Origin of the sequence: Synechococcus sp. HK01-R, assembly GCF_014217855.1 — a bacterium.
GTDB lineage: Bacteria > Cyanobacteriota > Cyanobacteriia > PCC-6307 > Cyanobiaceae > Synechococcus_C.
Genome location: NZ_CP059059.1, coordinates 1,697,896 through 1,723,777, shown reverse-complemented (window position 1 = coordinate 1,723,777; position 25,882 = coordinate 1,697,896). Strand labels below are relative to the sequence as shown.

Sequence of the window (25,882 nt, the reverse complement as noted above, 5' to 3'; positions counted from 1 at the left end):
GAATAACCGATGGATGGTCTGCATCACTCACTTTTCTCAGAGCCAAGAAACCGTTTCTTGAATTGGTTCTTCGCTTATGCGGTGAGGGCAGATTTCGGCAAGGCGGCAGAAGCGGCACTCGTTAGTAGATGGGGATGGCTCAGGTTGTGGCCCAGCTGTGAGGCTCAATAAATCTGACAACTGTTGCTGGAATGCCACCCCGGCCTCGAGTGCAGGGATTTCAACTCGATCTCCATTCGCATACACCAATTCACCGCAGGGTGGATGTTGAACACCTTCTAGTGCAGTGGCATATGGAGCCAAGGCCATATATGTGAGGACTTGGGCGCGATCTTTGCCGCGTGGGCGACCTGTTTTTGCATCCGAGATAATCCCTGGCATTGAATTTGTTTCGCTGACCACCACATCGCACTGGCCATGGATGGTGACGCCATTCTTGCTACGTAGGCGCATGGTGTTCTCCTGCTCAATGTGTACGACCCGCCCCTTCTCTGAGTGGGTTCGAGCTACTGATTGAAGTAAGCGCTCATGCTTAGTCACCCAATCACCAGGTATTCCTGAAGATTGGGGGGTGCAGTAATTGACATGAAGGTAGAGATTGAACAGGCAATGCCTTTCTCCTGCCAGGTATGGGGCGAGCCAAGTGACATGGCAATAGCGCTCTAGGCGTTGTTTCAGGTTTAGTGCTTGGGCCTCCATCTTTTCTGTTGTCGAGGGCGAGGTCAAGATGCCAGCGACTTGTGAAGTCGAAGCTTCTTCTCGTGCGAATAACGGATTCAGGTCGAGGAGTCTGCGCCATCTAAAGATTCAAGAGAGTCGAGATATGTCTTTCCTTGCCTTGTTTGCTGCTGCGCTGGGGCTTGCTGTTTACTTCCGGCGAAAGAGTTTTTATTGATGGATGCTGGTTGAAATCCCGTCGGTGGCGCCGGGTTTAAAGAGGTCGTTGGAAGCACTGATCCAAGCTTCTAGGGGTATTGATTGACTGGGTTCAAGGGGTTTTAGGGATTGATTGACGATGGAGCGTGAGGCATCCCCTTGAAGCCGGCGCCGTCCTTCAAGGGCGAGAGCTTCCTTCTGTGATGGCCGCGGCCTGCAAAGCCTTGGAGGGTGCCATGAACATTGAGGCGACGGCTCTTGGCGTGGCAGGGCTGCTCGAAGATCTCTCGATTTGATGCAGAGATTGCGTCATCCCTCAACTGAGGGAAGACAACTCCCCATAACCACTGGCATCTTGAAGTGGAGCCTGATGCAGCTCGAGGTCACAGTCCGGTCTGATGCCTGTCGCTTCGCCTAGATCCAAACTCAAGCCCGGCTCGGTCGTCCGTTGCCGCACCCGCCGCTACCTCGTTGAAGAGGTGCAGCCGCCTGTTGAGGCCGGTGCCGACACGGTGGTGGCGATGGCCTGCATGGAAGACCAGGCGATCGGCCAGCGGCTCACGGTGTTCCTTGAGCGCGAGATCGATTTCGAGGTACTGGGTGAGAGCAGCTGGGAGGTAGTGGCCCAGAGAGGCTTCGATCAGCCCAAGCAGTTTTCGGCGTACCTCAACACCCTCCGCTGGAACTGCGTTACGGCTACCGATGCTGAGCTCTTCCAGGCCCCCTATCGGGCTGGGATCGATGTGAAGGCCTATCAACTTGAACCGCTCCGCAAGGCGCTGCAGATGCCTCGCGTGGGGCTGTTCATCGCTGATGACGTGGGCCTGGGCAAGACGATTGAGGCGGGTCTGATCCTGCGGGAGATGCTGCTGCGGCAACGGATCCGGCGGGTAGTGATCAGCTGCCCTCCTTCGGTGCTGCGTCAGTGGCAAGAAGAAATGGCGAGCCGCTTTGGCTTGGCCTTCACCGTGATGGACCGGGCCTATGTGGCCAAGGTGCGCCAGGAGCGTGGTTATGGCACCAACCCTTGGAGCACAGGGAACCGCTTCCTGATCTCCCATGCGCTCCTGCGCAACAGCGACTACGCCGCACCGCTGATTGATTGGCTCGAGCAAGGCCGAGGAGGAGAAGACCAGGCCCCTCTGCAGAGCCTGCTGATCCTGGATGAAGCCCACAATGCGGCCCCTGCCAGCAACAGCCTCCGCTACGCCATTGATTCAGGCTTGACGCGCAGCCTCCGGGATCTGGCACCACGCTTCGAGCACCGGATCTTCCTGAGTGCGACGCCCCACAACGGCCACAGCAACAGCTTCACAGCGTTGTTGGAGTTGTTGGATCCAGCGCGCTTCACCCGTGGGGTGCCGTTCGCACAGGGGGATCTGGATTCAGTCCTCGTCCGCCGCCTGAAAGACGACCTACGCCGCATTGGCGAAGAGTTCCCAGAGCGGATCGTTGAGCCCTTAAAGAAGCCCAAGGGGTCGCTTTCAGCTGACACCCCAGAGCTGGCACTCTCCCGGTTGCTTCAGCAGTACCGAAAACAAAGGGAGCGCAGGCTGCTGGCTGAAGGGGCCACCAAGCGCCAGCTAAACGCCGACCGACTGGTGATCACCAACCTGCAGAAGCGTCTGCTCAGCTCGATCGAAGCCTTCGCGCGCACCTTGGCGGTGCACCAACGCACCTTGGCCGAGAAGCAACATCAGAAACGGGATGCCCAGCTTGAGCTACTTCAAGGCGGCGTTGATGCCGACAGCGATCTCGCGGAACTCAACGATGACGAGGTGCTGAATCTGGAGGAAGCTCAGACCCGGGCTGCCCTGCGCCAGACCATCGCGGCAGATCAAAGCGATCAGCAACTGCTGGAGCAGATGGCTTCAATCGCCGCTGCCCAGAGAGGCAGGCCAGATCCACGCATCGAGATGCTGCAGGAATGGATGGAACAGCACCTCTGCTCAGGGCTTGGCACGAATGACCTGCAGTGGAATCCCACCCGGCTGTTGATCTTCACGGACTACGTCGACACCAAGCGCTACCTGGAACGGCAGTTGGGGGCACTACTTGGGGAGCGAGAAGCCCAGCAAAGAGTGGCCAGCTTCAGCGGAGGGATGAGCGAGGAGAACCGCGAACGACTGAAGGCTCAGTTCAACGCCGACCCTGATCAAGAGCCGTTGCGGATCCTGATCGCTACCGACGCTGCCCGAGAGGGGGTGAACCTGCAGAACCACTGCAAGCACTTAATCCACTTCGACATCCCCTGGAATCCCAGCAAGTTGGAGCAGCGCAACGGGCGTATCGACCGCAAGCTGCAGCAGGCCCCGCAGGTGTGGTGCCACTACTTCCTGCTGGAAGACCGCCCAGAAGATCGGGTGATGGACGTGTTGGTCAAAAAGACGGAAGTGATCCGACAGGAGTTGGGATCCCTCTCTCCACTGGTGCAGCGCCAAGTGGATGAGGCGTTCGAGGCTGGGATCGACCTGGACAACCTCGACGAGTTGGAGGGCCAACTCGAGGGAATGGATTCAGCCACCACCGAACGCGGCGTGCTGCTCACCAAAGCTCGAGAAGAGCTGGAAGCCAGCCGGCGTGTGGCGGAACTCGAGCAGCAACAGGATGCTCTCCGGCAGCTGCTGTCGAAGTCGAAACAGTGGCTTGCCTTTGCCCACGACCGCTTCCGTCAGGCCCTCAACTGCTCCCTGGATCTGCTGGGTGTTTCGGGGCTGGAGCAACACACCGACGAGCGCGGTCAAACCTGCTGGCGCCTAACCAATCCAGAGGAATTGCCTGCCAAGACGCGTGACAAGAGCTGGGAGAACACCCTCGACAGCCTGCGGGGTGTGAAACCTGCCAAGGCCTATCTCGATGAATGGCGCCGGGAGAATCCAGTACGCCCTGTGATCTTCTCCGACCCCGGGCGGCTGAGTGCTGAGTCGGTGCATCTGCATCTCGAGCACCGCCTGGCCCAACGCCTCCTCAGCCGTTTCCTCAGCCAAGGCTTTCTGCACCACGAACTGAGCCGGGCCTGCGTCCTGCCCAGCCGTGATCCCCAGCCCAAGGTTGTGGTGCTTGGGCGCCTGTCGTTGTTCGGTCAGGGTGCTGCCCGGTTGCATGACGAGCTGATCACGGTGGTGGCCGATTGGCATCCAGGCGATGCCCGGCAGAGCGCGCTGCAGCCACTGCCAGCAGCCACGAAAGAGGCCACGTGGAAACTGCTTCAAGATGCCTTGAAGGAGGCGGAGAGCGGTGGTCTCCCCAATGTCGACACCGGACGCTTCCAGGCCATGGCCGAACACGACGTGCAGGCTCTGTTGCCCTTGCTGAAGCAGGAGTCGGAGACCGCATTGGTAGCCGCGGCAGAGCTGCTGAAGCAGCGGGGCGGCACGGAAGCTCAGGCCCTCAAGGATGTGCTCCGCGGCCAGCGCAAGCGCATCAATGCAACCCTGCGCCAACGCACCAGGGAGCTTGGGAAGCTGGAGAAAAAGGCGGCTGATGCCGAGCCAACGGGTCTGATTCCTGGCCTTGCTGATCAGGTGGATGTGCCAGCGCTCGACCTCTCCAAGTTGTCCAAGAAAGAGCACGCCCAATTGCGATCTGATCAACGGCACTGGGAGCGCAGGCTGGAAACGATCGAAGCTGAGCTCGGCAGTGAGCCGCAGCGGATCGTCGACAGCTACCGGGTGGTGACCCACCGGTTGGAGCCGGCCGGGCTTGTGTACCTCTGGCCGATCAGCGGATAGCCATGGCACGACGTTCTCCCGCGATGGATCCTGAGCTCAAGGCGCATCAGGAGTGGCTCGGCTACCTGCAGCCCGTTGGCTTGGTGGTGGCACCGGCAGCCATGCAAGAGGCCGGCTGGGTGGTGACCCGCAGCGGTAGTGAGTTGATCGAGCGGCAAGCGCGTTACCGGGCTGCGCTTGAGCCACTGGATTACATAGGCGAGCTAGACGACAGCGATACAGAGCAAGGCTTTCGATCCCTGCTGGATCTGCTCACCGAGCACCTGGGCTGGGATGACGATCAATTCGATCGGAGCCCCGAGGCCATCCAGGCTCACTCCAAAGAGCTGCCGGAACTGGGCGACACCCTGACGCCGACTGCAGTGGTCCCTGCTGCTAACGGCGAGGGAGCCCAGCTGCTGGTGGTGGAACTCCCGCTCGCTGCTCCGTTCGATCAGAAGAGCAGTGACGCCGACCATCTCTGGCGCGCGTCAGCGCAAGAACGGTTGGAGCGCTTGCTGCGAGAAACAGGTGTTGAAGCAGGTTTGTTGTTCAACGGCAGCCAACTGAGGTTGGTGGTGGCCCCCAAGGGTGAAAGCTCGGGCCATCTCACCTTCCGGCTGAGCGAATTGGCGGAGGTCAGCGGCCGGTTGATGCTCTCGGGCCTCGATCTGCTCCTGGGCCAGAGCCATGTGTTCCTGGATCCCGATGGCTACCGGCTGAGCGACGTGCTCAAGAAGAGCCGCAGCTTCCAGGCCGTGGTCAGCAATGCCCTGGCTGATCAGGTGTTGGCCGCGTTGTGGGATCTGCTGCGGGGCTTTCAGCAGGCCGATGAGCTAAGCCAACAGCAAGACAACCCACTGCTGGGAGATCTACCCGAGCGGGATCCCCAACAGCTCTATGGCGGCTTGATCACCATGCTGATGCGGCTGGTGTTCCTGCTCTACGCCGAAGACGAAGCGCTGATGCCCAGCGATGCGGTGTACGAGCAGAACTACAAGCTGAGCGCGATCTTCGAGCAACTGCAGCAAGACGAAAGCGAATACCCCGACACGATGGAGCAGCGCTTCGGTGCTTGGGCTGGGCTGATGAGCCTCTGTCGCTTGGTGTTCGACGGCGGCGGACCAACAGTCGACTACTTGCCGGCTCGCCACGGGCAGCTGTTTGATCCCGATGTCTACCCCTGGCTGGAGTCGCCATGGATCAGCGATGGGGTGGTGCTGGCGGTGCTGCGCAACCTGTTGATCGTGCAGGGCGAGCGGATCAGCTACCGGGCCCTGGATGTGGAGCAGATCGGCTCGGTCTATGAAGGAATCATGGGCTACGCGGTTCAGCGCATACCAGGCCGTTGCATTGGATTGAAGAGCAAACCGCAAGGGGCCAAGAAGCAGATCACCACAGCCGTTGATCTCGATGTGCTGCTGGAAATGCCCGGCGCGAAACGCACGAAATGGCTGGACGATCAAGCAGGCACAACCCTGCCGACCAAAGCTGCAACCGCTCTCAAGGTTGCCGACTCAGAAGATGAGTTGGTTGAAGCCTTAGCACCGCGCATCAATCGAGACCTTTTCGATGGTCCGCAGGCAGCAGGGAGCCTGGTGTTCCAACCCACCGAAGAACGGCGCCGCAGCGGTAGTCACTACACACCGCGATCACTCACTCGGCCGATCGTGGAAGAGGCGTTACGCCCCTGGATGGAGCGTTGTGACCACAAGCCCACAGCAGCCCAGATCCTTGATCTGAAGATCTGCGATCCAGCAATGGGATCAGGGGCTTTTCTGGTAGAGAGCTGCCGCTATCTCGCTGAACTTTTGGAGCAGGCCTGGACCCGTGAAGGCCTGCCCGATGCACTCAAGCCGGGTGGCCATGCCCTTGGCGAAGAACCACTGATTTATGCCCGCCGCTTGATTGCTCAGAGCTGTCTCTATGGCGTGGATAAAAACCCCTTTGCGGTGAATCTGGCTCGTCTCAGCCTCTGGCTGGTGAGCCTGAGCAAAGACGCACCATTCACCTTCGTGGATCACGCCCTCAAGTGCGGCGATTCCTTAGTGGGGATGGAGCGCAGCGAGATCGAGGCAGCACTGAAGGGCGCCAGTCTTCAGCGTGAACTTCAGATCAATTACATCGAGCAAGTGAAGCAACAGGAGGCTAAGAGCTTTGCTCTCTTCCATGCCGACAGCCGCAGTGATGCTGACGATAAACAGAAGCGAAAAGCGCTTGAACAGTGGAACACCAGCACGGCTTACCTGCACACGGTTGGCGATCTATTAGTAGCTGCTTTCTTCAATGGCAAGAAGCCCAAGGATCGCGAACAGCTGAAGCAGATCTATCTAGAAGAAACTCTTCAGAACAGCACGGCTGAAGCTCTTGAGGATTCACTCCGAGAGCCACTTGAACGGCTACGAGAAGGCGAGAAAGGGCTTCAACCCCTGCACTGGCAGCTTGCCTTCCCGGATGTTTTCAACCGACCGGATGCTGGCTTCGATGTGTTCGTGGGCAACCCGCCATTCGCTGGGAATAACACCTTTGTTCAAACATACCCAGGAACCATCCTTGACTGGTTCAAGCAGCTCCATCCTGAAAGCGGTGGGAATTGCGATCTGGTGGCCCATTTCTTCCGTCGCTGCTTCTACTTTTTACGGCCCGGTGGCACGTTAGGGCTGATTGCAACCAACACCATTGCCCAGGGCGACACGCGCAGCAGTGGGCTGCGCTGGATTTGCTTGAACGGTGGCTCGATCTATGCAGCGCGCAAGCGCTTTAAGTGGCCAGGAGTGGCGGCCGTAGTGGTGAGCATGGTGCACCTATTGAAGGGCGTCTACACCGGCGTAAAGCTGCTGGAGAATCGACGGGTGCAGCAGATCACGGCGTTTTTATTTGCCAATGGAGGCCACGACGATCCCAAGCAGCTGACGGCTAATGCCAGCAAAAGCTTTAAGGGCACCATGGTGTACGGCATGGGCTTCACTTTCGATGATTCCGGATCAGCCGACGACGAAAGCCTAGGGATCCCATCTCCGATCGCGACGATGAAGAGGCTGATTGCCAAGGTTCCGAAGAACGCAGAGGTGATCTACCCGTACATTGGCGGCGAAGAGGTCAACAGCAGCCCCACTCATACCCATCACAGATATGTGATCAACTTCGGCGAGCGGAGCGCTGCGGAATGCACACAGGAATGGCCTGAATTAATGGCGATCGTTGAGCGAAAGGTCAAACCTGAGCGTGACCAGCTCAAGGACAATGCTGACGGAAGAAGACGTAAGCAGAACTGGTGGAAGTTTGGTCGCTCAACACCTGCACTCGATGCAGCCATTGCAGGTCATTCAAGAGTAATAGCAACTGCGCGGCATCAACCAAACTGGCAACTTGCATTCATGGGATCTGATCAAGTTTTCTCTGATGCTTTGGTCGTGTTCTCGCTGCACGATTACCAAGACCTTGGCATCCTGCAGTCAACAACACATGAACTCTGGGCAAGGTTTTTCGGATCGTCAATGAAGGACGACCTTCGCTACACCCCCACTGATTGTTTCGAAACCTTCCCCTTCCCCGCTGCTCTCTGCGATTCCACAGCCAACAACCCCGCCCACGTCGCCTTACGCCAGAGCCTCGATTCCATCGGCGACCGCTACCACCAGTACCGCGCCGAATTGATGGTCAGCAACAACGAAGGGCTCACAAGCACCTACAACCGCTTCCACGATCCAGGGGAAACCAGTAGTGACCACCTGGAGCTACGCAATCTCCACGGCCAGATGGACCGAGTGGTTCTAGCTGCCTATGGCTGGAGTGATGTGCCCACCGCCTGCGGCTTTGGTCTTGACTACCTCGACACCGAAGATGATGCCAAGCTCCCTGATGCTCTACAGGAGCGCATTGATAGCGGTGAGTCGTTCTTCTGGGATGCCGATGAGGCCATTAACTTCGAATCACAGTTGCGTTCATATGAAGCCATCAAAGGCAAGAAGAAACTGCCTTGGCGCTACCGCTGGCCTGATGACGTTCGTGATGATGTCCTTGCCCGCCTTCTAGCCCTCAACGCTGAGCGCTACGCCGAAGAAGTCGCCCAGGGCTTGCACAGCAAGGGCAAGAAATCAGCTGCAACAGCATCAGGGAAGAAGCGCGGCAGGCCCGCCAAGACAGGAGCCTCTGAATCTTTAGAGCAGATGGGGTTAGGCCTATGACCCACTCCATCGCTATCAAGGGAGCCGAGGTGTAAACGCATGGCGACGTCGGCCGAGATCCGTCAGCAACTCGTCGCTGCACTGCGCGGTGATCTGATCGGCCCGGGTTGGGACGACAGGAATCGCCGCCATGAGCAGCTCAACCAACCGCCATCGGTTTGGTACACAACCGGCTTCCTGGTTCCCCATGTCTTCCAACAGGAAGCAGATCGCACTGGAGATGAAGGCCAGGCGAGTTACGCCGATCTGGCTGGCGAAGACGAAAGCAACGACGCCGCCAACCGGCTGGAGAAGAAAGAACGCGACGAAGACGCCAACGACTCTCTCGATCAGGGGAACAAACGACGTTCCTGGTTCCCTTCATCGCTGGGGATGAGCTTCATCCTCGAGCGGGGATCCACCCTCGAGGCCACCGTCACTTGGGGGGACTACGAACCTCCTGCTGATGGCGACGAGCCCAAGCTCTGGCTGCGCTCTCCTCAGAAGAAAGAGCAGAGCATCACCATCGTGGAGTCAGGCACCAGCAAGGACATCCCCTTAGAAGGCAACCCAGAAGGGCTCTGTCTGCGCTGGATTGCCCGGCCAGCGCCCAAGAAGCTCGGTTACCCCAGCGACCAACTGTCGGTGTCGTTGTTCCTGCTCAACAAGCGCAAGCCGCCTGAGAGCAATCAGATCCGCCATCGCGATCCGCACACGGCTTTTCAGGCTGAGCTGAGTGTGCATTGCCCAGAAGGCTTTCCGCCTCGTCGGGATGCCCTGCAAAACGCCTCCAACCAAGACAACGACGAAGCCTTAGCTGCCCTCCAGTACCGGCGTGATTTCTGCTTTGCGAGCGGTCACAACGTGGCGGTGAACGCCGATGGGATTGCTGTGGAGCGACCTGATCGCGCCTTCACGCTCACCAGCACCTGGTTGCCCACCGCTGAGGTGATGCGGGTTCTGCCTGAACCACCAGCAGAAGCTCGCAGTGTGCCGATGGGGATGGAAGCCCTCGCCGATCTCGCGCAAAGCGAGCAGGTGATCGATCGGCTGCTGCCGATGGTGAAGGCCTATCGCGGTTGGATCAGCCAACAACCCAAATATCCAGTCAGCGACAAAGACCAGAACGACACGGCCAAGCAGCTCCGAGCGCAAGCTGAAGACTGTGCCAAGCGCATCGAAAACGGCATCCAGTTGCTGAGTGATCCGGTCGACCGGGAAGCCTTCCGCACCATGAATGTGGTGATGGCAAAAGCCCAGCGGCAGCGCTCAGCTTTCACAGCCAAGGTCGCCCCAGATCAGATCGGCATTGCCAACGGAACCCGCACACCCGGTTGGCGATTCTTCCAGCTGGCCTTCGTGCTGATGAATTTGCCGGGCTTAGCCCAGCCCCTCACAAAGCAAGGAAGGATCGACCGAGAGACCGTTGAACTGCTCTTCTTCCCCACGGGGGGGGGCAAGACCGAGGCCTATCTGGGCTTGGCGGCGTTCACCTTGGTGTATCGCCGACTGGCTCATCCCGGCATCGAGTCGGCCGGCGTCACGGTGTTAATGCGCTACACCTTGCGCCTGCTCACGCTGGATCAGCTCGGCCGAGCAGCCACCTTGATCTGCGCCTTGGAACTGGAGCGCCAGGAACGCGCAAAGTCTGGTGATGGCTACTTGCTTGGAGAGTGGCCTTTCGAGATCGGCATGTGGGTAGGCAAGGCCGCCACACCCAACAAGCTCGGTGGATCAGGCGATAGCGATCAGAACTCGACCCACGCGCTGCTCAACAAGTGGAAAGCGGGCAAACGTGACCGGCCGATTCCAATCGAGACCTGCCCCTGGTGCAACCGGCCTCTCACGCATGAAGGCTTCCATCTCATGCCTAAGAACAAGCCCGATCGATTGGAGATCTATTGCCGCGAACCTCGGCTTCCCGAGGCCAAGCAGGAGCACGCCCACATGGGCCCTTGCCCGTTCAACCGCGCCACACCTCTTCCGGTGCTGGCGGTGGATGAACAGATCTATCGCCGGCTGCCCTGCTTCTTGATCTCCACGATCGACAAGTTCGCGGCTCTGCCCTGGGTTGGGAAGACCTCATCCCTCTTCGGCAATGTCAGTCACTACCAGCTGCCAACGGGTGCAGGTGTCGCGGGCTTTTGGGGCCCTGCTGAAAAGGCGGCAGGCCTGAAGATTCCCCATGGCCGGCTCTTGCCACCAGAGCTGGTGATCCAGGACGAACTGCATCTGATTAGTGGCCCCTTGGGAACCCTCGCCGGTCTTTACGAGACGGTGATCGAGCGGTTGATGCGACCAACGCCTGAATCGCCACCACCCAAGATCGTCGCTTCTACCGCAACCGTGCGCCGGGCAGAGGCGCAGATTCGGGCCCTGTTCGGCCGCTCCCAAGCGCGGGTGTTCCCACCTCCAGGCCCTGAACGGGACGACAACTTCTTCTCGCGGACTGTCGAGGATCCCAACCAGGCGCGGCTCTATGTGGGGCTCTCAGCTGCAGGCCGCAACCTCAAGGGTGTTCTGCTGCGCAGCTATCTCGGCTTGATGGCAGCAGCGCAGAAAGCTTGGGATGACAACAAGGCCATGGGCGAGAAAAACCCAGCGGATCCCTACATGACCTTGCTTGGGTACTTCTCCAACCTCAAGGAACTGGGGGTCACCCGCAGCATCCTGGAAGACGAACTCGGCGCTCAGCTCGAAGAGTTCGCGAACAACCGCGCCATTGAGGGAGTTGAGAACCCCTTCGCCAGGCGGCGGCGACCCGAGATGCCCGAGGAACTCACCTCACGGGTGAACACCGCCAAGATCAGCGAAACGAAGGACCGCCTGTCCAAGCCCTACGTCGACAAGCAAAAGCTGGATGTGGCCTTGGCCACGAACATGATCTCGGTGGGCCTGGACATCGCTCGGTTGGGCTTGATGGTGGTGCTCAACCAGCCCAAGACGGCTGCTGAATACATCCAGGCCACCAGTCGTGTGGGTCGGCAGCTCAGCGGCAATCCTGATGCCAACAAACCAGGGCTGGTATTGGTGCTGTTGAACCCCAACCGCCCTCGGGATCGCTCCCACTTTGAGCTGTTCCCCTACTGGCACCAAACCTTCTACCGGCACGTCGAGGCGACGAGCTGCACACCTTTTGCCAGCCGTGCCATCGATCGGGGGCTCCCCGGCGTGGTGGTGGCGATGGCGCGGCACAGCGAAGCTCAGCTCGCCCCCCCCTCGGGAGCCATGTCGGCCGACGCCTTGCAACGGATCAAAGGGGATATTGCTGAGGTCTTGCAGAACCGCTGCATAGCAACTGGCGCCGCCGATGCTGATCAAAGCCAGCTGCTGCCGACAGAAGTGCGTCAGCAGGTGATGGACCTAATGGAGGCCTGGTGGAAGCTCACCCAACAACCGGAAGCCAAGCTCCAGTACTGGACCCACGAAGAGAAGGGATCAGGAGCCGGGCTGCTGCACACCCCACTCGATACGGATGTTCTTTATGCCAGTGATGGCTACAAGCAGTTCGCCACCAATTGGAGCCTTCGCGATGTGGAGCCCACCGTGCCGATTCGCTTGGTGAACTACCGCGAGGAGATCACCGCAGACGACGAGTGAGCTGAACGATGCCCGCTAGCAACCGCCGAAAACAAGCTCCACCTCCCTTAGGGGAGGCCCGCCAGAGCCAAGTGCTGCAGATGTATGGCCCTGGGGCCATGGTCGATCTCCCCGACTACGCGGTGCTAATCGGCGGCCTCGATTTGTGGAACGATCGCGGCTGTGATCCGGTCCACGAACCAAGGCTGCTGCGCCTGGCACAACAGGCCACCGGGGCTGCGCGTGTGGAACTGCGCACGCCACCAAAAGAGGTGGATCCGCTCAAAAACATCAGTGGCTCGATCAAGGCATTTCGCTTCCCGGAATGGTCTGTGGTGCAGAAAAAGATCCCTGATCGCCAGGCCTTCGGAGTGAACTGCAGGGCCCGTCTGTTGGTGCACTACAACGACGGTTGCATCAAGGATTGGAAGAAGTTCCAGGACCAAGACGGCGAACACCCCCTGGTGCCTGTGCGTTTTGTGATGGCCTGCCCCCATGGCCACCTCAGCGATATTCGCTGGCGCGACTTCTGCTTCCGTCAGTTCGGCTGCAAGAACACCGAACGCCTTTATCTGCTGGAAGCAGGCACCGGCAACGACTTCACTCAGATCTTTGTGCAGTCGGAGAGCGGTGTAACCCGCAAGTTGGCTGACGCCTTGATCCAGGAGATGAACCCGCTGGGTGAATGCAAGGGCCACACCCCTTGGTTGGGTCGCTTCAGCCGTGATGACGAGAAGTGCCTGACGGATGGCAAACCCACCCCAAGTCGGCTCTTGGTTCGCTCAGCAACGAACGCTTACTTCAGCGAGACGATCTCGGTGATTTCCCTGCCAGAAGAGGCTGGCGGGTTGGCCAAGCGAGTCACTGAACTGAAAGACGAGCTTGAGGCGATCGAGTCAGAAGCAGAGATTCCAATGGCTCTGAAGTTCAACCCAAGGTTGAAGAGTGTCTTTGAAGGAGTCGAGCCTGCAGCCTTGTGGCAAGCGATTGAGGCGCAGCGGGGAGGCCCAACAGGCGAGGTCCCTCAACCGAAGGATGAGGAACTGCGGCTTCTGGTGGGCCCGATGGAAGGGGTCTCCAGGTCAACAGAGGACAGCCCCTTTGATGCTGCGATCTGGACGCCGGACCATTCACCACAGTGGTTCCAGAAGGCGATCAAACGCGTTCTGCTCGTCAGGCGCCTGCGAGAAGTCCAGGCCTTGGTGGGTTTCACCCGTTTCACGGCTCGCACGAGCAGCCTCGGTGGTCTCCCGATCGACACCAGCAAGAGCAACGCGCGTGCTCCTCTAGCGAATGATTTGCGCTGGCTCCCCGCTTCAGAGAACAAGGGGGAGGGGATCTTCATCGAGTTCGATCCCGCCACCATCAAGGCGTGGGCGTCCAGTGATGCGGTGATGAGCCGCGCTGCTCAGTTCAGCAAGGCCTTCGAAAATGAATGGCTCAAGTCCCGAGGGCTCGACACCGAACAATTCCCGTTCCCAGGAGCGCCATACATCCTTCTCCACAGCCTCAGCCATCTGCTGATCACCGAGATGGCCTTGGAGTGCGGCTATGGCTCAAGTTCAATCCGAGAACGGATCTACGCCAACTCTGAGATCGGTTACGGCATTCTCTTGCTCACCAGCTCATCTGGATCTGAAGGCACGCTCGGGGGGCTCGTTGATGCGGGCAAGCGGATTGTTCCCTATCTGGAACGGGCCTTCGAGCGAGGTCAGCTTTGCAGCAACGACCCCTTCTGCTCTGAGCATGATCCCAACCACGAATTCGACATCCGCCCAACCCATGGCGCCGCGTGTCATGGCTGTGAGCTGATCGCTGAAACCTCCTGTGAGCAACGCAACGAGTTTCTCGACCGAGCCCTCGTCAGCCGGACCGTTTCGGTGGTTGATGACGTCGATGACCCGAGCTTCTGGAGCTTCATCAACCCTGAGGCCCACTGATGCCAATCACCCTCCCAGGGCAAACCTTGCGAGGAGTAGCCGCCAAGTTGAGGCAGCTCAGTTACGTGCCGACCAGCTGGCAGGGCGTTCTGGCAGGGCTCAATGCCGATGGCCGCGGCCAGCTAGAGACCTTCCTGCATGACCTCGTGCGCGAGGGCGGGTCTCCGCAATTGATGGCAATGGTGCTTGAGCACATAGCCGATCAACGAGAGGCCTTACAGCGGGAGCGCGATGCCTGGAGCTTTGTGTGGTCGGGACCTGAGCCAGCCCATGCCAAGACAGCTGACACTTTCGCCACCGTGGATCAGCTGATTCAACAGGCACAGACGAGCCTCTTGATCGCGACATACAACATCGGTCTCTCCAATCAGTTTCAGGAGCTTTTGGAGTCAATCGCGGACCGGTTAGTGAGCGGCCAGCTTCAGCGGGTGGAGTTGTTCTTTCATCCGATTCAGATCGCCGATCGACTGGGCTCGGATCCGCTGGGCATGATTCGGAATTGGTTCGACAAGGAGGTGTGGCCCTGGCCGGCCAAGCCACTGGTTTACGTCGATCAAAGGCTTTCCTCAGGGGCTGCTGAGCGCTGCTACCAGCACGCCAAGGTTGTGGTCGCAGATGCCGACACGGTGCGTTCAAGCGCTCTTGTCACCAGTGCCAACTTCAGCGAAACGGCGCAGCGCCACAACTTTGAAGCCGGTTGGCTCGTTCGAGAACCGTGGCGCGCTGATCAGGTGGCCAAGCACTTCCGCCAGATGGTTGCGGAAGGGTTGTTCCTCCAGGTCTGAGACTGAGCAGATCATTCGCGAACTCAAGACCGCCGAGTAACCGATCGCTACGGCCGAGAGCGATCTCCAACCGCTCCGCCTTCTGGTCCCAAGGGCAGCGAATCAGCAACTGCAGGTCTTCATCGGACTTGAGCCGGGGTGCCTCTTGCCATCAGAGATCAGCACCAGCGCCGGGGCAGCGCCCGCTACTGGATTTAGGGAACAGCAGTTGCGCCCTTTGCCCGTTTTGCCTTAATGCAAGCCTTGATGACGGAACTGCTCAAAACCAAAAACGGGTCCTTCTTTCTAAAATTCAGGCGGGTAAATTCGGACCCCTCCATTGTCCTAAGCAATACCCAAATAAATAGCAGTAATAATGCGCATATTGCTAACAATCTCCCGCATTGAGTCTAGCTAGGATGCAAAACAAAAAGCTGATCACTGTAGCTGAGGCGGCCGCAATCTTAGGTCGATCAAAGAGTGCAATCTATGCCGCATTAAATGGCAGTCCACCTCGTTTGCACTATCACGACCGGTCGAAACGGCTGATCCTTCGAGATGGCCTCGAAGCTCGTTTTGCTCGAAGCACCCGACCTCGTATCGATCGCCCCCAAGCGAAGGCTCCTGAAGTTGCTTCAGTTAGTGAGTGGGATGAGGTTGCAAGGCTGTGCAACTCATGGATCGATTTCGACCTATGGGGTCCAGGGCCATGGCCAGCGGATCGATGGATTTCTCTGGCGAATGTCATCCACATGGCCCTGCAGGAGGTGGCATCAGATGCACCCTGAGATCAAAGACATCCTCATGGCGATTGGCTGCCGTGATGTCGACCTGCTGAATGCGCACAGCAGCTGCCTGGTGATGCGACCACTGCACACAGACCTGGATGAGGAAGCTGAGCTTCGGGTCTTGTTTCAGGGATCGTGCGGCACGGCTGATCCGATCGCTGCCGTGATCGTTCTGCCGCCTCCTAGTCATGGCGAGCCACCGGTTCGGGTGCCTCTATCCGCTAGCGAGGCCCAGAAATGGGATGTGATTTGCGATGTCTATCGGCAAGATTCGGCTGATTGAGCCCTTACGCGGGCAATGCCAGCTCCGAGCGCTTGCACGCGTTTTGCACGCACTAGCGGCAAGGCAATAAAAAACTGCCCTGGGAGAGGCGGCCGAGAAACAAGTCACTGACTGGCTTTTGATGGAGTCGGGGTAGAGGGATTTGAACCCCCGGCATCCTGCTCCCAAAGCAGGCGCGCTACCAAACTGCGCTATACCCCGGTGCCCGAAGCTTAGCTGGCGGCCTAAGGCCAGGGGCACAAGTCAGGGCACCCGATGTGCGGGAGCGCAGAGCTGCCTAGCCTGAAGCAAAGCTGCTGCAGCGATGGGCGAAACCTGGACTCCCGGTGCCGTGGAAGCGCTCAGAACGAAGCACAACCTGCCGTTTGTGCGCACGGACGCCGAAGGCTTGGTGGTTGAGTTCAACGCACGCTTCATCGAGGTCTACGGCTGGGATCAGTCCCTGATCGGTCAGTCAATTGGCGCCATCCTGCCCGCCTCGTTACGCGAACAGCACCACAGCGGCTTTGCCCGCTTCAAACTCACAGAGCAATCCAAGCTGGTGAATCACCCCCTGGAGCTCGCCACCATCTGCAGCGATGGCCAGAGCATCCGCAGTGAGCACTACATCGTGGCCGAAAAGGACGCGGCGAGCGGCTGGAGCTTCGCTGCCACGCTCCGGCCCCTGGAGGGGCCGCATGCCTGCTGAGCAACCAGCTGCCAACGCACTGATCGAGCAACTGAGGGAGTCTCTCGGTCTGCTTCAGGTGGCCTTTGATGCCGCCACCGAAGCAATGTTGATCCTCGATGAAGAGCGCAAGATCCGCTGGGCCAATCAGAAAGCCGCTGACCTCTGGGGGAGGGGCCTCACCCCGTTGCTCACGGGCAAGCCCTTCGCTGAGCTTGTGCTGCTCGAGCGTGTGGATGGACAACCCATCCCACCGGACGCTCCAACCCACCCCCTGCAACTGATGCGTCTTGGCGATGGCGAACGCCGTTACAGACTCAGTTCTGGCCAGCCATCCTCAGCACCGCAGCTGCTGCGCTGGACTGCAATCCAGGGCCTGCGTGCCTCCTTCGTGCTGCTCATCATTCGCGATCTGGGGCCGCTCGAAACCGCGCTGCTGGAGCAACGTCGCTTCGTCAACCGGCTGGCCCATGAACTGCGCACCCCGCTGGCCATCCTGTCGGGATCACTTCACCAGCTCGCCCGCAAAGCGAGGCTGCCAGGCAAACAAGAGCAACGGCTTCAGCAGGCCTGTGAAGAAGCGAATCGCATGGGCGACTTACTCGACAAGCTTCTGGTGCTCTCAGAACTCGACACCGATCAGTTCCCCTGGTGCTTTGAAGCCATCTCCCTGCGCACTGCCCTGGAGAGCTGGATCCAGGGATTGCCTGCAGCCGACAGTGCGCGCATCAAGCTCAATCTCAACGGCGACATCCCAGACCTTGTCTTGGATCCCAAGGCCCTCGAGCAGGTGCTCAGCCATCTGTTGCAGAACAGCCTGAGGTTCAGCAACAGTGCATCACCCGTTCAGATCACGGCCTCAGCAGGCCCCGACCACATCGAGATTCAATTCAGCGACTGGGGGCCAGGAATCGGCACTGCCATGGGTCACAGCGCCGTGTTCGATCGTTTCACCCGCCTCGAAGAGCATCGCGATTCCGGCCGCGGCGAGGGTGCCGGCCTCGGTCTCTCCGTGGTGCGCAGCCTGATGGAAGGAATGGGGGGAGAGGTGTTCTGCAGGCCCAACCGCGATCTCGATGGGCTGCAACAGCCCGGCATGGTTGTGGTGCTGCGCCTGCCTAAGCCTTCGTGGGGAGATGGCGTTTCAGCAGCTCCGGCAGCAGAGCGAAGAGATCCGGTTTGAGCACATAGTCGACAGCACCAGCCTTCATGGCCTGCTGTCGCTTCTGAGGATCACTCAAGGCGGTCACAACCACGACCGGTGCCCCATGCTGCAGCTCCTCCAGTGCAGCCAGGCAGGAGAGTCCATCGATGCCGGGCATCATCAGATCGAGCAGGATCAAGTCAATCCGCTCCCGCGGCAGAGACCTCAGCAGCTCAGCCCCATCAACACAGGTGATGGGGCGAACCCCGAGATCCTCAAGCTCCTCAACCAACAGATCGCGCAGGCGGGGATCGTCATCGACGACAGCGACCTGAGGCCTGGTGGGATCTGAAGCGATTTCAGACAAAAGACAGTCGCTGCCAGCGTCATCCTGATGGATCAGGAGAACTCTGACCACCAAGCCCCTTGGGGCAACTTGCTACGGACGGAACGATGGAGTCGTGATGGGTCGCCTGAGATTCGAACTCAGGACCAATCGGTTAAAAGCCGAGTGCTCTACCGCTGAGCTAGCGACCCGCCCGCTTGGGCATGCCGATCTGGCACCCATGGACATTATCACTCGGTCTGCCTGGAGACTGGTGGCAGCGACTGGCATGCCATGACAGCGAGCGAGACCATTTCCAGCTGGGGTACACCTCACATCGATCCTGAGGCCTGGGTGGCACCGAGCGCCGTGCTGATGGGCGATGTACAGATGGCCGCCGGTTCAAGCCTGTGGCCGACAGCCGTGGCCAGGGGCGACATGGCCGCGATCCGGATCGGACCGCGCAGCAACGTGCAGGACGGTGCCGTGCTTCACGGCGATCCCGGCGCTCCGGTGCACATCGGCGCAGATGTCACCATCGGCCATCGCGCTGTGGTGCATGGCGCCACCCTTGAGGACGGCTGCCTGATCGGCATCGGAGCCATCGTTCTCAATGGCGTCACCGTCGGAGCGGGCGCCCTCGTCGCCGCTGGTGCTGTGGTCACCAAAGATGTGCCGGCCCGCACCCTGGTGGCAGGAGTTCCAGCCCAGGCCAAACGAGAGCAGAGCGAGAGCAGCGTGCGGGAGCAACGAGACCATGCGCTGCACTACGCCAACCTGGCCGAGCGCTGGTCTCAATTGCTGCAAAACCAAACGGACTGAGAAGAGTTCACGAAGCTGAACCCCTGCGGTCCTTAAGATCGGCTGCACAATCCGACTGGAACCATGGACCTCCGGCTCGTCCTCGTGGCCTCCCCCATCCTTCTGGCTCTCGGCTGGGCAGGGTTCAACATCGGCCGTGCAGCCGTAGGCCAGCTCCAGCTGATGATCAAGCGCAGCCGCGCCTGAGCCACCAGAAGGGTCGATAGGGTTGGAGATCGTCTTCGATCCCAACCATCTTGAGCACGGAACCCTCCGTTGTTGTGATTGGTGCCGGGTTGGCGGGCACCGAAGCGGCCTGGCAGGTCGCCCAGGCAGGTGTTCCCGTGACCCTGATCGAAATGCGACCGGTGCGCCGGTCGCCCGCCCACCACAGCGCCGAATTTGCTGAACTCGTTTGCAGCAACAGTTTCGGAGCGCTCAGCAGCGACCGTGCCGCCGGTCTGCTCCAGGAAGAACTCAGACGGCTGGGCTCCCTCGTCATCCAAACGGCCGATGCCCATGCCGTCCCAGCCGGAGGTGCTCTGGCGGTGGATCGTGGGCGCTACAGCGCGGCCCTCACCGAACGCCTGGATCAACATCCTCTGGTCACGATCCGCCGCCAGGAACAGACCCGCCTTCCCGATCCTGAGCAGATCACGGTGCTGGCCACCGGACCACTCACCAGCGAAGCACTGGCGGAGGAGCTACGGGCATTCACAGGCTTGGAGGACTGCCACTTCTTTGATGCCGCAAGTCCGATCGTGGATGGCGACAGCATCGACATGAACCGGGCCTTCCGCGCCAGTCGTTACGACAAAGGCGACGCGGATTACATCAACTGCCCGATGGATCAGGAGCAGTACCACGCCTTCCGGGAGGCACTGCTGCAGGCCGAACAGGCCGAGCTCAAAGACTTCGAAAAAGACAGTGCCACATTCTTCGAAGGCTGCTTGCCGATCGAGGAGCTCGCCCGCCGGGGTGAAGACACGATGCGTTACGGCCCGCTCAAGCCGATCGGGCTCTGGGACCCGCGCTGGGGAGATGTGAACGACCGCGACGTACGGCGTGCCAAGCGCGCCTATGCCGTGGTGCAGCTGCGTCAGGAAGACAAGGACGGGCGCCTCTGGAATCTGGTGGGCTTTCAGACCAACCTCAAATGGGGCGAACAAAAGCGAGTGCTGCGCCTGATTCCAGGGCTGGAGAACGCCGAATTCGTGCGCTTTGGGGTGATGCACCGCAACACCTTTCTTGAAGCACCGAAACTGCTCGATCCCACCCTCCAGTTCCGTCGGCGGCCCAGCCTGCTCGCAGCAGGCCAGATCACTGGCACCGAGGGCTATGCCGCAGCAGTGGCCGGAGGTTGGTTGGCCGGCACCAATGCAGCCCGACTGGCCAGGGGCAACGCCCCCCTCGACCTACCACCCACCTGCATGATCGGCGCCCTGACCCATTTCATCAGCGAGGCCCCCTCCGGCAAGTTTCAGCCGATGCCGCCCAACTTCGGCCTGCTACCGGAGCTGCCCACCCGTATTCGCGACAAGCGTGCCCGCTACGGCGCCTACCGGGATCGGGCCCTCGACGATCTCGCCCGTCATCTGCAACCCGCTGCTACCAAATCAACAGAGGGGTCGCTCCAAAGGCTGCTCACCACGAATGGCTGAACACCACGAATGGCTGCTGACCATGCCACCCGCCAGCATCGCCTGATCGAACAGCGATCCCTTCAGATCGGCGTGGGCGCGAGCGCCGTGATGGCTGTTGCCGGACTCTGGGTTCACGTGCTGTCCGGCTCCTATGCCTTGCTTCTCGATGGCCTCTACTCCGCCGTGATGGTGGGTTCGGGTCTTGTCGCGGCCCGCATCAGCCGCAACGTTGTGCGCCCACCCGACCGGGCCTACCCCTACGGCTATGACGGCCAGGAGGCCCTGTATGTGCTGTTCCGTTCGCTGGTGCTGATCGGTGTGCTCAGCTTCGCCGCAGCCGCTGGCCTCGGCACAGTGATCGACTATGCCAAGGGCCGCAGCATTGCCCCCGTCAGCCTTGGCCCGGTGGCCTTCTATGCCATTTCCATGGTGGTGATCTGCTGGGGACTCGCCTGGCGCCATCAGCACGATTGGCAACGCACGGGCCAGCAGTCACAGCTTCTGCTCACCGAAGCCAAGGCGGCCCGGATCGATGGGCTGATGAGTGGTCTGACAGGGCTGGCCCTGCTGATCACCCCGCTGCTTCAGGGCACTGCTCTGGCCGGTCTGATACCGATCACCGATTCCCTGTTGGTGCTGGTGGTGAGCGCTGTGGTGCTTGGGGAACCGGTGCGCTCCTTTCTCACCGCCCTTGGGCAAGCCGCCGGCGCTTCTGCGCAGACTGACACGATCCGAACGACACGCGCGGCCATCGAAGACCTGCTGTCTGGGCTCTCCTGCTGGCTTCTCGATCTCACCGTGATGCAAGTGGGTCGCACCGCCTTCGTGGTCGTGTATCTCAATCCCAGCCAACCCATGGATGGGGCGGCCATCGACGTGATCCGCCATCGCATCGAAGAACGCTGCCATCAGCTGATGGGCAGACCGGTGCGCTCGGAGGTGATCCTGACAGCCACATCCCCTTTCCCGTCACCAGGGGCCGCTTAGGGTTCCAGGCTGATGGAGGGATGAGCGTGACCAAGCCTGCCTTGGATGTGCCCGCCTGGGACGTGATCGTGATCGGCTCGGGCATCGGCGGCCTGGTCACCGCCTCCCAGCTGGCGGCCAAGGGCGCCAAAACACTGGTGCTGGAGCGCTACCTGATCCCCGGGGGCTCGGGCGGCAGCTTCCGGCGCGAGGGCTACACCTTTGATGTGGGCGCCTCGATGATCTTTGGCTTTGGAGACAAGGGCCACACCAACCTGCTCACCCGCGCCCTGGCTGATGTGGGGCAGCACTGCGACACGGTGCCCGATCCGGTGCAGCTCGAATACCACCTGCCCGGCGACCTGAAGGTGGCGGTGGACCGCGACTACGAGGCCTTCATCGCACGCCTCTCCGCCCTCTTCCCCCACGAAGCGAAGGGCATCCGCGCCTTCTACGACACCTGTTGGCAGGTGTTCAACTGCCTCGATGCGATGCCTTTGCTCTCGCTGGAGGATCCGGCCTATCTGGCCAAGGTGTTCTTCCGCGCGCCGCTGGCCTGCCTAGGGCTGGCGCGCTGGTTGCCGTTCAACGTGGGCGATGTGGCCCGCAAGCACATCAAGGATGAACAGCTGCTCAAGCTGATCGATATGGAGTGCTTCTGCTGGAGCGTGATGCCGGCGGATCGCACGCCAATGATCAATGCCGGCATGGTCTTCTCCGATCGACATGCCGGCGGCATCAACTATCCCAAAGGGGGCGTGGGTGTCATCGCCGAGAAGCTCGTGGAGGGCCTGAAAGCGCACGGTGGAGAGATCCGCTACAGGGCCAGGGTCACCAAGGTGCTGATCGACAATGGCCGTGCCATCGGTGTAAGGCTCGCTGATGGGGAGGAGCTGCGAGCCCGCCGCATCGTCAGCAATGCCACCCGCTGGGACACCTTCGCTGGAGAGGGATCACCCGCCAACACACTGGTCGATGACGCTCATACCCCGGCCGCGGAATCCACGTGGCGCCGCCGCTACCAGCCCTCCAGCTCCTTCCTGTCGCTGCATCTCGGCGTCAGGGCCGATGTCATCCCCCAGGGCCTGCACTGCCACCATCTGTTGCTGGAGGACTGGCGAGCGATGGAGGCCGAACAGGGCGTGATCTTCGTGTCGATCCCCACGCTGCTGGATCCCTCTCTCGCCCCTCCGGGACGTCACATCGTGCACACCTTCACGATGAGCGACATCCGTCATTGGCGAGGACTGAATCCGACGCAATACGCCAGCAAAAAGCAGGCAGACGCCGATCGTCTGATTGAACGACTCGAAGCGTTGCTGCCTGGGCTCAGCGCAGCGATCGAACTGAAGGAGGTGGGTACCCCCCGCACCCATCGACGCTTTCTTGGTCGGATGGGTGGCAGCTACGGACCAATCCCGGCCATGCGATTGCCGGGTCTGCTGCCCATGCCCTTCAACCGCACCGGTCTCCCCGGTCTCTATTGCGTTGGCGATTCCTGTTTCCCTGGTCAGGGGCTGAATGCCGTTGCTTTCAGCGGCTTTGCCTGCAGCCATCGAATCGGTGCTGATCTCGGGCTCAACAGCTGGAGCCTTCCCGCGCAATTCCCTGCATCCGCTGCTTAGGGTCTGTTCATTGCTTGACCTGTGAGATGGGAGCCACCCCCCAGCCCTCGGCCGCTGAGCTCGCCCGCTACATGGAGTCCCGCGGCGAGCTAAGCAAGCCATGGATGCTGCAGATGCTGCGACTGGCGAAGCTCAAAGAAGCTCGAGAGGGCATGAGTCCTGAGGCTTATATGCGCAGCATCCAGGAGGCCCATGCCGACCTGATGCGACTTGGTGAGTTCTGGAAAGGGCGCGAGGCCGAGGTTTTCCAGGGCCGCTATCAGCCCAGCGAACTGATTGAACCTCTGCCCGGATCGCCCGAGGATCGCTGAGGTGGTTGCCACTGGATTGAGCGGTGTTGAGCAGTGTTTCCGGATCTCCCCTCTGATCCGGGGCACCCTGATCAGTGTCTATCTGGCCTTGGTCCTGCCGCTGCCCCTGCTCGCACCACCGGGGCTTCGTGTCGTGCTGCTGCTCGCTGCCCCCATGGGCCTCGGGTTGGTCTTGGCCATGCTCAGCGAAGAGGTTCGCTTAAGCCCCCAGGGGATCCAGGTGGGCCACCCCCTCTGGTGTCGCTGGTTGATTCGCCGCGGTTGGCAGCTCAGCTGGCCTGAGATTCGTGCCCTCGTGCCGATGGGCACCAGTCAGGGAGGAACGGTGTTTTACGTCAGCACCAAAGGGCAGAGCCACTATCTGCTTCCCCAGCGCATTGCTGATTTCGATCGTTTTCTTGCCGTCTTTCAAGCGTGCAGTGGACTCAACACGCAAAGAATCGGCCGGCTGACCCCTCCTTGGACCTATCAATTGCTAGCCGTCCTGGCGTCGCTGATGCTTGCAGGTGAGATGGCACTGGGCCTTGGCTTGCAACAGGGTTGGATCACGATGCCGGCAGGTGTTCCAGGCTGAAGCGATAGCCCTGCTGCCGAACGGTGGTAATCCCACCTCCTTCGCCGAGGCCAGCCTGCTCGAGCTTGCGGCGCAGCGTTAGCACCTGTGTATCAACGGAGCGGGGCCCGCCGCTGAAGGGTGGCCAGGCCATCCGCAACAGATCCTGACGGCTACGCACCATGCCAGGCGGCATGAGCAGAGCGCAGAGCAGAGCGAACTCCCTGGGACTGAGTTCAACGGGCTGTTCTCTCAGAGTCACCTGCCTCAGCAGCAGATGCACCTCAAGGGGACCGACGGTGACGCGCTCCTGCAGGCCGGTGCCCCCCCGTCGCAACAGGGTGCGGCAGCGAGCCGCCAGTTCCTCCAGGCCAAATGGCTTGCGCAGGACATCGTCAGCCCCTTCATCAAGGAGACCCACCACTGGCTCGGCTCCGCTGCGGGCCGTGAGCACAATCACGGGGCAACGCAGCTGCTGGCCCAGGCGCAGGGCGGAGCTGTGATCCAGGATTTCAGCACTGATCAAGAGATCAGGGGACTGGTCCTGGCAGACCTCCAGAGCCTCAGCAGCGTTGGACACGGCAGCCGTGAGGTGGCCGTCCTGACGCAGGCGCTGCACCAGCACGGTGCGCAGGGTGGGGTGCGGTTCGACAACCAGAACCCTGGACGGCTCCTTCGGACCCCCGCCGCTTTGATGGGGCACTGCAACAGTGGTCACCTGAGGACTACCGTTCTGCAGAAGGTCGCGGGAAGAGGAGGTCACATGGCTGTTGATTGCCTGCTTACGCTAAGGCCAATTCCAAGGCACGCTGGTAACAGAGGCTGCCGTCCTCACAGGTCATGACATCCCTGCAGCATCCGGAGGCGATTCGACACTTCCAGTCGCTGTGTGACGCCTGCCAGGAACTGACACTTCGCTACCACAGCCCCTCGGAACTGAGGCTCTACGCCGACGGGTATCTGCATGCCCTACGCCGCACAGGAGCACTCGAACCGAGGGATCAAGCCCGATTGGAGGCCTTAGTGGATCGCTGGATCTTGGATCCATCCAGCTTCATCGGCCCCGATGGGGACGTGAGTGCCCTCTATCGGCAGCCTCAGCACTAGGAGGCGAGAGCCACCTCCAGTTTCTCCTTGAGCTCGCCGGAGTTGTACATCTCGATCAGGATGTCGGATCCGCCCATGAATTCCCCCTTCACATACACCTGAGGGATGGTGGGCCATTCGGAAAATTCCTTGATGCCCTGGCGGATCTCCATGTCAGAGAGCACATCGAAGGTTTCGAAGGGCATGCCCAGAGCATGCAGGATCTGCACCACGTTGTTGGAGAAGCCGCACTGGGGCATCAGCTTGGTGCCCTTCATGAACACGAAGATCGGGCTGGATTGAATCAAGGCCTCGATTCGGGCCTGGGTCTGAGCATCCATGGCAAAAGAGAGCGGCGAAAAAAAGCGAAAGAGGACTCAGTCGGGTGTTGACGTGGTGAGTGCCAGGGCATGGATCGCCTCACTAGCGAGCTCGTCTCGCAGCGCTTTGTAGACGAGCTGATGCTGACGGATCCGGTTGAGACCGGCGAAACCAGAGGAGATCACCCGCACCTGAAGGTGGTCGCCACCGCCGGTGAGGTCTTCCACATCCACATGGGCGTCGGGAAGGGCACGGCGTATTGCCGCGGCCACCGCATCGGGTTGAACCATCACCGGGTGCTTCAGCTGGAAACTGATGCTGACAGATCAGGGAG

At 60.4% G+C, this 25,882-nt stretch carries 22 protein-coding genes and 2 tRNA genes; 17 read left to right on the top strand and 7 right to left on the bottom strand.

Annotation, left to right across the window (positions count from 1 at the left end; translation table 11 throughout):
* Nucleotides 1-36: 36 nt before the first annotated feature.
* Nucleotides 37-726, bottom strand: coding sequence for a PD-(D/E)XK nuclease family protein (locus H0O21_RS09175; RefSeq protein WP_185189460.1), 690 nt, complete (start codon nt 724-726; stop codon nt 37-39).
* 296 nt (nt 727-1,022) lie between these two features.
* Here H0O21_RS09175 and H0O21_RS09170 point away from each other — a divergent pair, with 296 nt between their 5' ends.
* The 7 genes from H0O21_RS09170 to H0O21_RS09140 all read left to right on the top strand — a co-directional run bounded on the left by H0O21_RS09170 (nt 1,023) and on the right by H0O21_RS09140 (nt 16,106).
* Nucleotides 1,023-1,172 carry a hypothetical protein gene (locus tag H0O21_RS09170; RefSeq protein WP_185189459.1) on the top strand — a complete coding sequence of 50 codons (150 nt, stop codon included), beginning with the start codon at nt 1,023-1,025 and terminating at the stop codon, nt 1,170-1,172.
* A gap of 102 nt (nt 1,173-1,274) precedes the next feature.
* Nucleotides 1,275-4,607 (top strand): DISARM system SNF2-like helicase DrmD, encoded by a 3,333-nt coding sequence (gene drmD, locus H0O21_RS09165; protein ID WP_185189458.1) that lies wholly within the window; start codon nt 1,275-1,277, stop codon nt 4,605-4,607.
* Between the two features lie 2 nt (nt 4,608-4,609).
* Complete coding sequence (locus tag H0O21_RS09160; RefSeq protein WP_255440964.1) at nt 4,610-8,773, top strand: DNA methyltransferase; 4,164 nt, start codon at nt 4,610-4,612, stop codon at nt 8,771-8,773.
* 39 nt (nt 8,774-8,812) lie between these two features.
* The gene (gene drmA / locus H0O21_RS09155; RefSeq protein ID WP_185189457.1) at nt 8,813-12,352 is read left to right on the top strand and encodes a DISARM system helicase DrmA; all 3,540 of its coding nucleotides are present in this window, start codon (nt 8,813-8,815) and stop codon (nt 12,350-12,352) included.
* A gap of 8 nt (nt 12,353-12,360) precedes the next feature.
* Nucleotides 12,361-14,271, top strand: coding sequence for a DUF1998 domain-containing protein (drmB, locus tag H0O21_RS09150; RefSeq protein WP_185189456.1), 1,911 nt, complete (start codon nt 12,361-12,363; stop codon nt 14,269-14,271).
* Nucleotides 14,271-15,056: a DISARM system phospholipase D-like protein DrmC gene (gene drmC / locus H0O21_RS09145; RefSeq protein WP_221625461.1), complete on the top strand. Its 786-nt coding sequence runs from the start codon at nt 14,271-14,273 to the stop codon at nt 15,054-15,056. Before drmB ends, drmC begins: the two co-directional genes overlap by 1 nt.
* A gap of 756 nt (nt 15,057-15,812) precedes the next feature.
* Nucleotides 15,813-16,106 carry a hypothetical protein gene (locus H0O21_RS09140; protein ID WP_185189455.1) on the top strand — a complete coding sequence of 98 codons (294 nt, stop codon included), beginning with the start codon at nt 15,813-15,815 and terminating at the stop codon, nt 16,104-16,106.
* A 127-nt stretch (nt 16,107-16,233) separates the two neighbouring features.
* On the opposite strand, the gene H0O21_RS09135 is transcribed toward H0O21_RS09140, so the two are convergent.
* A tRNA-Pro gene (locus tag H0O21_RS09135) sits at nt 16,234-16,307 on the bottom strand.
* Nucleotides 16,308-16,410: 103 nt separating this feature from the next.
* Between H0O21_RS09135 and H0O21_RS09130 the strand changes: the two genes are divergently transcribed.
* Nucleotides 16,411-16,794, top strand: coding sequence for a PAS domain-containing protein (locus H0O21_RS09130; RefSeq protein WP_185189454.1), 384 nt, complete (start codon nt 16,411-16,413; stop codon nt 16,792-16,794).
* Entirely contained in the window at nt 16,784-17,956 is a 1,173-nt protein-coding gene (locus H0O21_RS09125) for a PAS domain-containing sensor histidine kinase (RefSeq protein WP_185189453.1), read from the top strand. Before H0O21_RS09130 ends, H0O21_RS09125 begins: the two co-directional genes overlap by 11 nt.
* On the opposite strand, the gene H0O21_RS09120 is transcribed toward H0O21_RS09125, so the two are convergent.
* Entirely contained in the window at nt 17,892-18,335 is a 444-nt protein-coding gene (locus H0O21_RS09120; RefSeq protein WP_255441197.1) for a response regulator, read from the bottom strand. The genes H0O21_RS09125 and H0O21_RS09120 overlap by 65 nt on opposite strands.
* 47 nt (nt 18,336-18,382) lie before the next feature.
* Nucleotides 18,383-18,454: transfer RNA gene (locus tag H0O21_RS09115), tRNA-Lys, on the bottom strand.
* 82 nt (nt 18,455-18,536) lie between these two features.
* On the opposite strand from H0O21_RS09115, the gene H0O21_RS09110 reads away from it, so the two are divergent.
* The 7 genes from H0O21_RS09110 (at nt 18,537) to H0O21_RS09080 (ending at nt 24,162) form a co-directional block, all read left to right on the top strand.
* A complete protein-coding gene (locus H0O21_RS09110; protein WP_185189452.1) occupies nt 18,537-19,064 on the top strand; it encodes a gamma carbonic anhydrase family protein in 528 nt (175 codons plus the stop codon).
* Nucleotides 19,065-19,127: 63 nt separating this feature from the next.
* On the top strand, nt 19,128-19,250 hold the full coding sequence (locus H0O21_RS09105; RefSeq protein ID WP_011933287.1) for a photosystem II protein Y: 123 nt from the start codon (nt 19,128-19,130) through the stop codon (nt 19,248-19,250).
* 50 nt (nt 19,251-19,300) lie between these two features.
* Nucleotides 19,301-20,704 (top strand): FADH(2)-oxidizing methylenetetrahydrofolate--tRNA-(uracil(54)-C(5))-methyltransferase TrmFO, encoded by a 1,404-nt coding sequence (trmFO, locus tag H0O21_RS09100; RefSeq protein ID WP_185189451.1) that lies wholly within the window; start codon nt 19,301-19,303, stop codon nt 20,702-20,704.
* 9 nt (nt 20,705-20,713) lie between these two features.
* Nucleotides 20,714-21,673: a cation transporter gene (locus H0O21_RS09095; protein WP_185189450.1), complete on the top strand. Its 960-nt coding sequence runs from the start codon at nt 20,714-20,716 to the stop codon at nt 21,671-21,673.
* A 20-nt stretch (nt 21,674-21,693) separates the two neighbouring features.
* A complete protein-coding gene (crtH, locus tag H0O21_RS09090; RefSeq protein ID WP_185189449.1) occupies nt 21,694-23,277 on the top strand; it encodes a carotenoid isomerase in 1,584 nt (527 codons plus the stop codon).
* A gap of 26 nt (nt 23,278-23,303) precedes the next feature.
* A complete protein-coding gene (locus H0O21_RS09085; protein WP_185189448.1) occupies nt 23,304-23,588 on the top strand; it encodes a hypothetical protein in 285 nt (94 codons plus the stop codon).
* A 1-nt stretch (nt 23,589) separates the two neighbouring features.
* Nucleotides 23,590-24,162, top strand: coding sequence for a hypothetical protein (locus tag H0O21_RS09080; RefSeq protein ID WP_255440963.1), 573 nt, complete (start codon nt 23,590-23,592; stop codon nt 24,160-24,162).
* Here the strand turns inward: H0O21_RS09080 and H0O21_RS09075 are convergent.
* A complete protein-coding gene (locus H0O21_RS09075; RefSeq protein ID WP_370523028.1) occupies nt 24,134-24,904 on the bottom strand; it encodes a response regulator transcription factor in 771 nt (256 codons plus the stop codon). The genes H0O21_RS09080 and H0O21_RS09075 overlap by 29 nt on opposite strands.
* Nucleotides 24,905-24,981: 77 nt before the next feature.
* Here H0O21_RS09075 and H0O21_RS09070 point away from each other — a divergent pair, with 77 nt between their 5' ends.
* A complete protein-coding gene (locus H0O21_RS09070; RefSeq protein ID WP_131457222.1) occupies nt 24,982-25,248 on the top strand; it encodes a DUF6761 family protein in 267 nt (88 codons plus the stop codon).
* Here the strand turns inward: H0O21_RS09070 and grxD are convergent.
* Together grxD and H0O21_RS09060 are read right to left on the bottom strand one after the other, a co-directional pair.
* A complete protein-coding gene (gene grxD / locus H0O21_RS09065) occupies nt 25,245-25,568 on the bottom strand; it encodes a Grx4 family monothiol glutaredoxin (protein ID WP_131457220.1) in 324 nt (107 codons plus the stop codon). The two genes, H0O21_RS09070 and grxD, sit on opposite strands and share 4 nt — an antisense overlap.
* A 36-nt stretch (nt 25,569-25,604) precedes the next feature.
* Entirely contained in the window at nt 25,605-25,838 is a 234-nt protein-coding gene (locus H0O21_RS09060; RefSeq protein WP_131457218.1) for a BolA family protein, read from the bottom strand.
* Nucleotides 25,839-25,882 lie beyond the last annotated feature (44 nt).

Bases quoted from the DNA above. Each gene is read 5' to 3' on its own strand.
- drmD (WP_185189458.1), top strand. From the start codon at position 1,275: ATGCCTGTCGCTTCGCCTAGATCCAAACTCAAGCCCGGCTCGGTCGTC.
- H0O21_RS09160 (WP_255440964.1), top strand. From the start codon at position 4,610: ATGGCACGACGTTCTCCCGCGATGGATCCTGAGCTCAAGGCGCATCAG.
- drmA (WP_185189457.1), top strand. From the start codon at position 8,813: ATGGCGACGTCGGCCGAGATCCGTCAGCAACTCGTCGCTGCACTGCGC.
- drmB (WP_185189456.1), top strand. From the start codon at position 12,361: ATGCCCGCTAGCAACCGCCGAAAACAAGCTCCACCTCCCTTAGGGGAG.
- drmC (WP_221625461.1), top strand. From the start codon at position 14,271: ATGCCAATCACCCTCCCAGGGCAAACCTTGCGAGGAGTAGCCGCCAAG.
- H0O21_RS09140 (WP_185189455.1), top strand. From the start codon at position 15,813: ATGCACCCTGAGATCAAAGACATCCTCATGGCGATTGGCTGCCGTGAT.
- H0O21_RS09130 (WP_185189454.1), top strand. From the start codon at position 16,411: ATGGGCGAAACCTGGACTCCCGGTGCCGTGGAAGCGCTCAGAACGAAG.
- H0O21_RS09125 (WP_185189453.1), top strand. From the start codon at position 16,784: ATGCCTGCTGAGCAACCAGCTGCCAACGCACTGATCGAGCAACTGAGG.
- H0O21_RS09110 (WP_185189452.1), top strand. From the start codon at position 18,537: ATGACAGCGAGCGAGACCATTTCCAGCTGGGGTACACCTCACATCGAT.
- H0O21_RS09105 (WP_011933287.1), top strand. From the start codon at position 19,128: ATGGACCTCCGGCTCGTCCTCGTGGCCTCCCCCATCCTTCTGGCTCTC.
- H0O21_RS09095 (WP_185189450.1), top strand. From the start codon at position 20,714: ATGGCTGCTGACCATGCCACCCGCCAGCATCGCCTGATCGAACAGCGA.
- crtH (WP_185189449.1), top strand. From the start codon at position 21,694: ATGAGCGTGACCAAGCCTGCCTTGGATGTGCCCGCCTGGGACGTGATC.
- H0O21_RS09085 (WP_185189448.1), top strand. From the start codon at position 23,304: ATGGGAGCCACCCCCCAGCCCTCGGCCGCTGAGCTCGCCCGCTACATG.
- H0O21_RS09070 (WP_131457222.1), top strand. From the start codon at position 24,982: ATGACATCCCTGCAGCATCCGGAGGCGATTCGACACTTCCAGTCGCTG.
- grxD (WP_131457220.1), bottom strand. From the start codon at position 25,568: ATGGATGCTCAGACCCAGGCCCGAATCGAGGCCTTGATTCAATCCAGC.
- H0O21_RS09060 (WP_131457218.1), bottom strand. From the start codon at position 25,838: ATGGTTCAACCCGATGCGGTGGCCGCGGCAATACGCCGTGCCCTTCCC.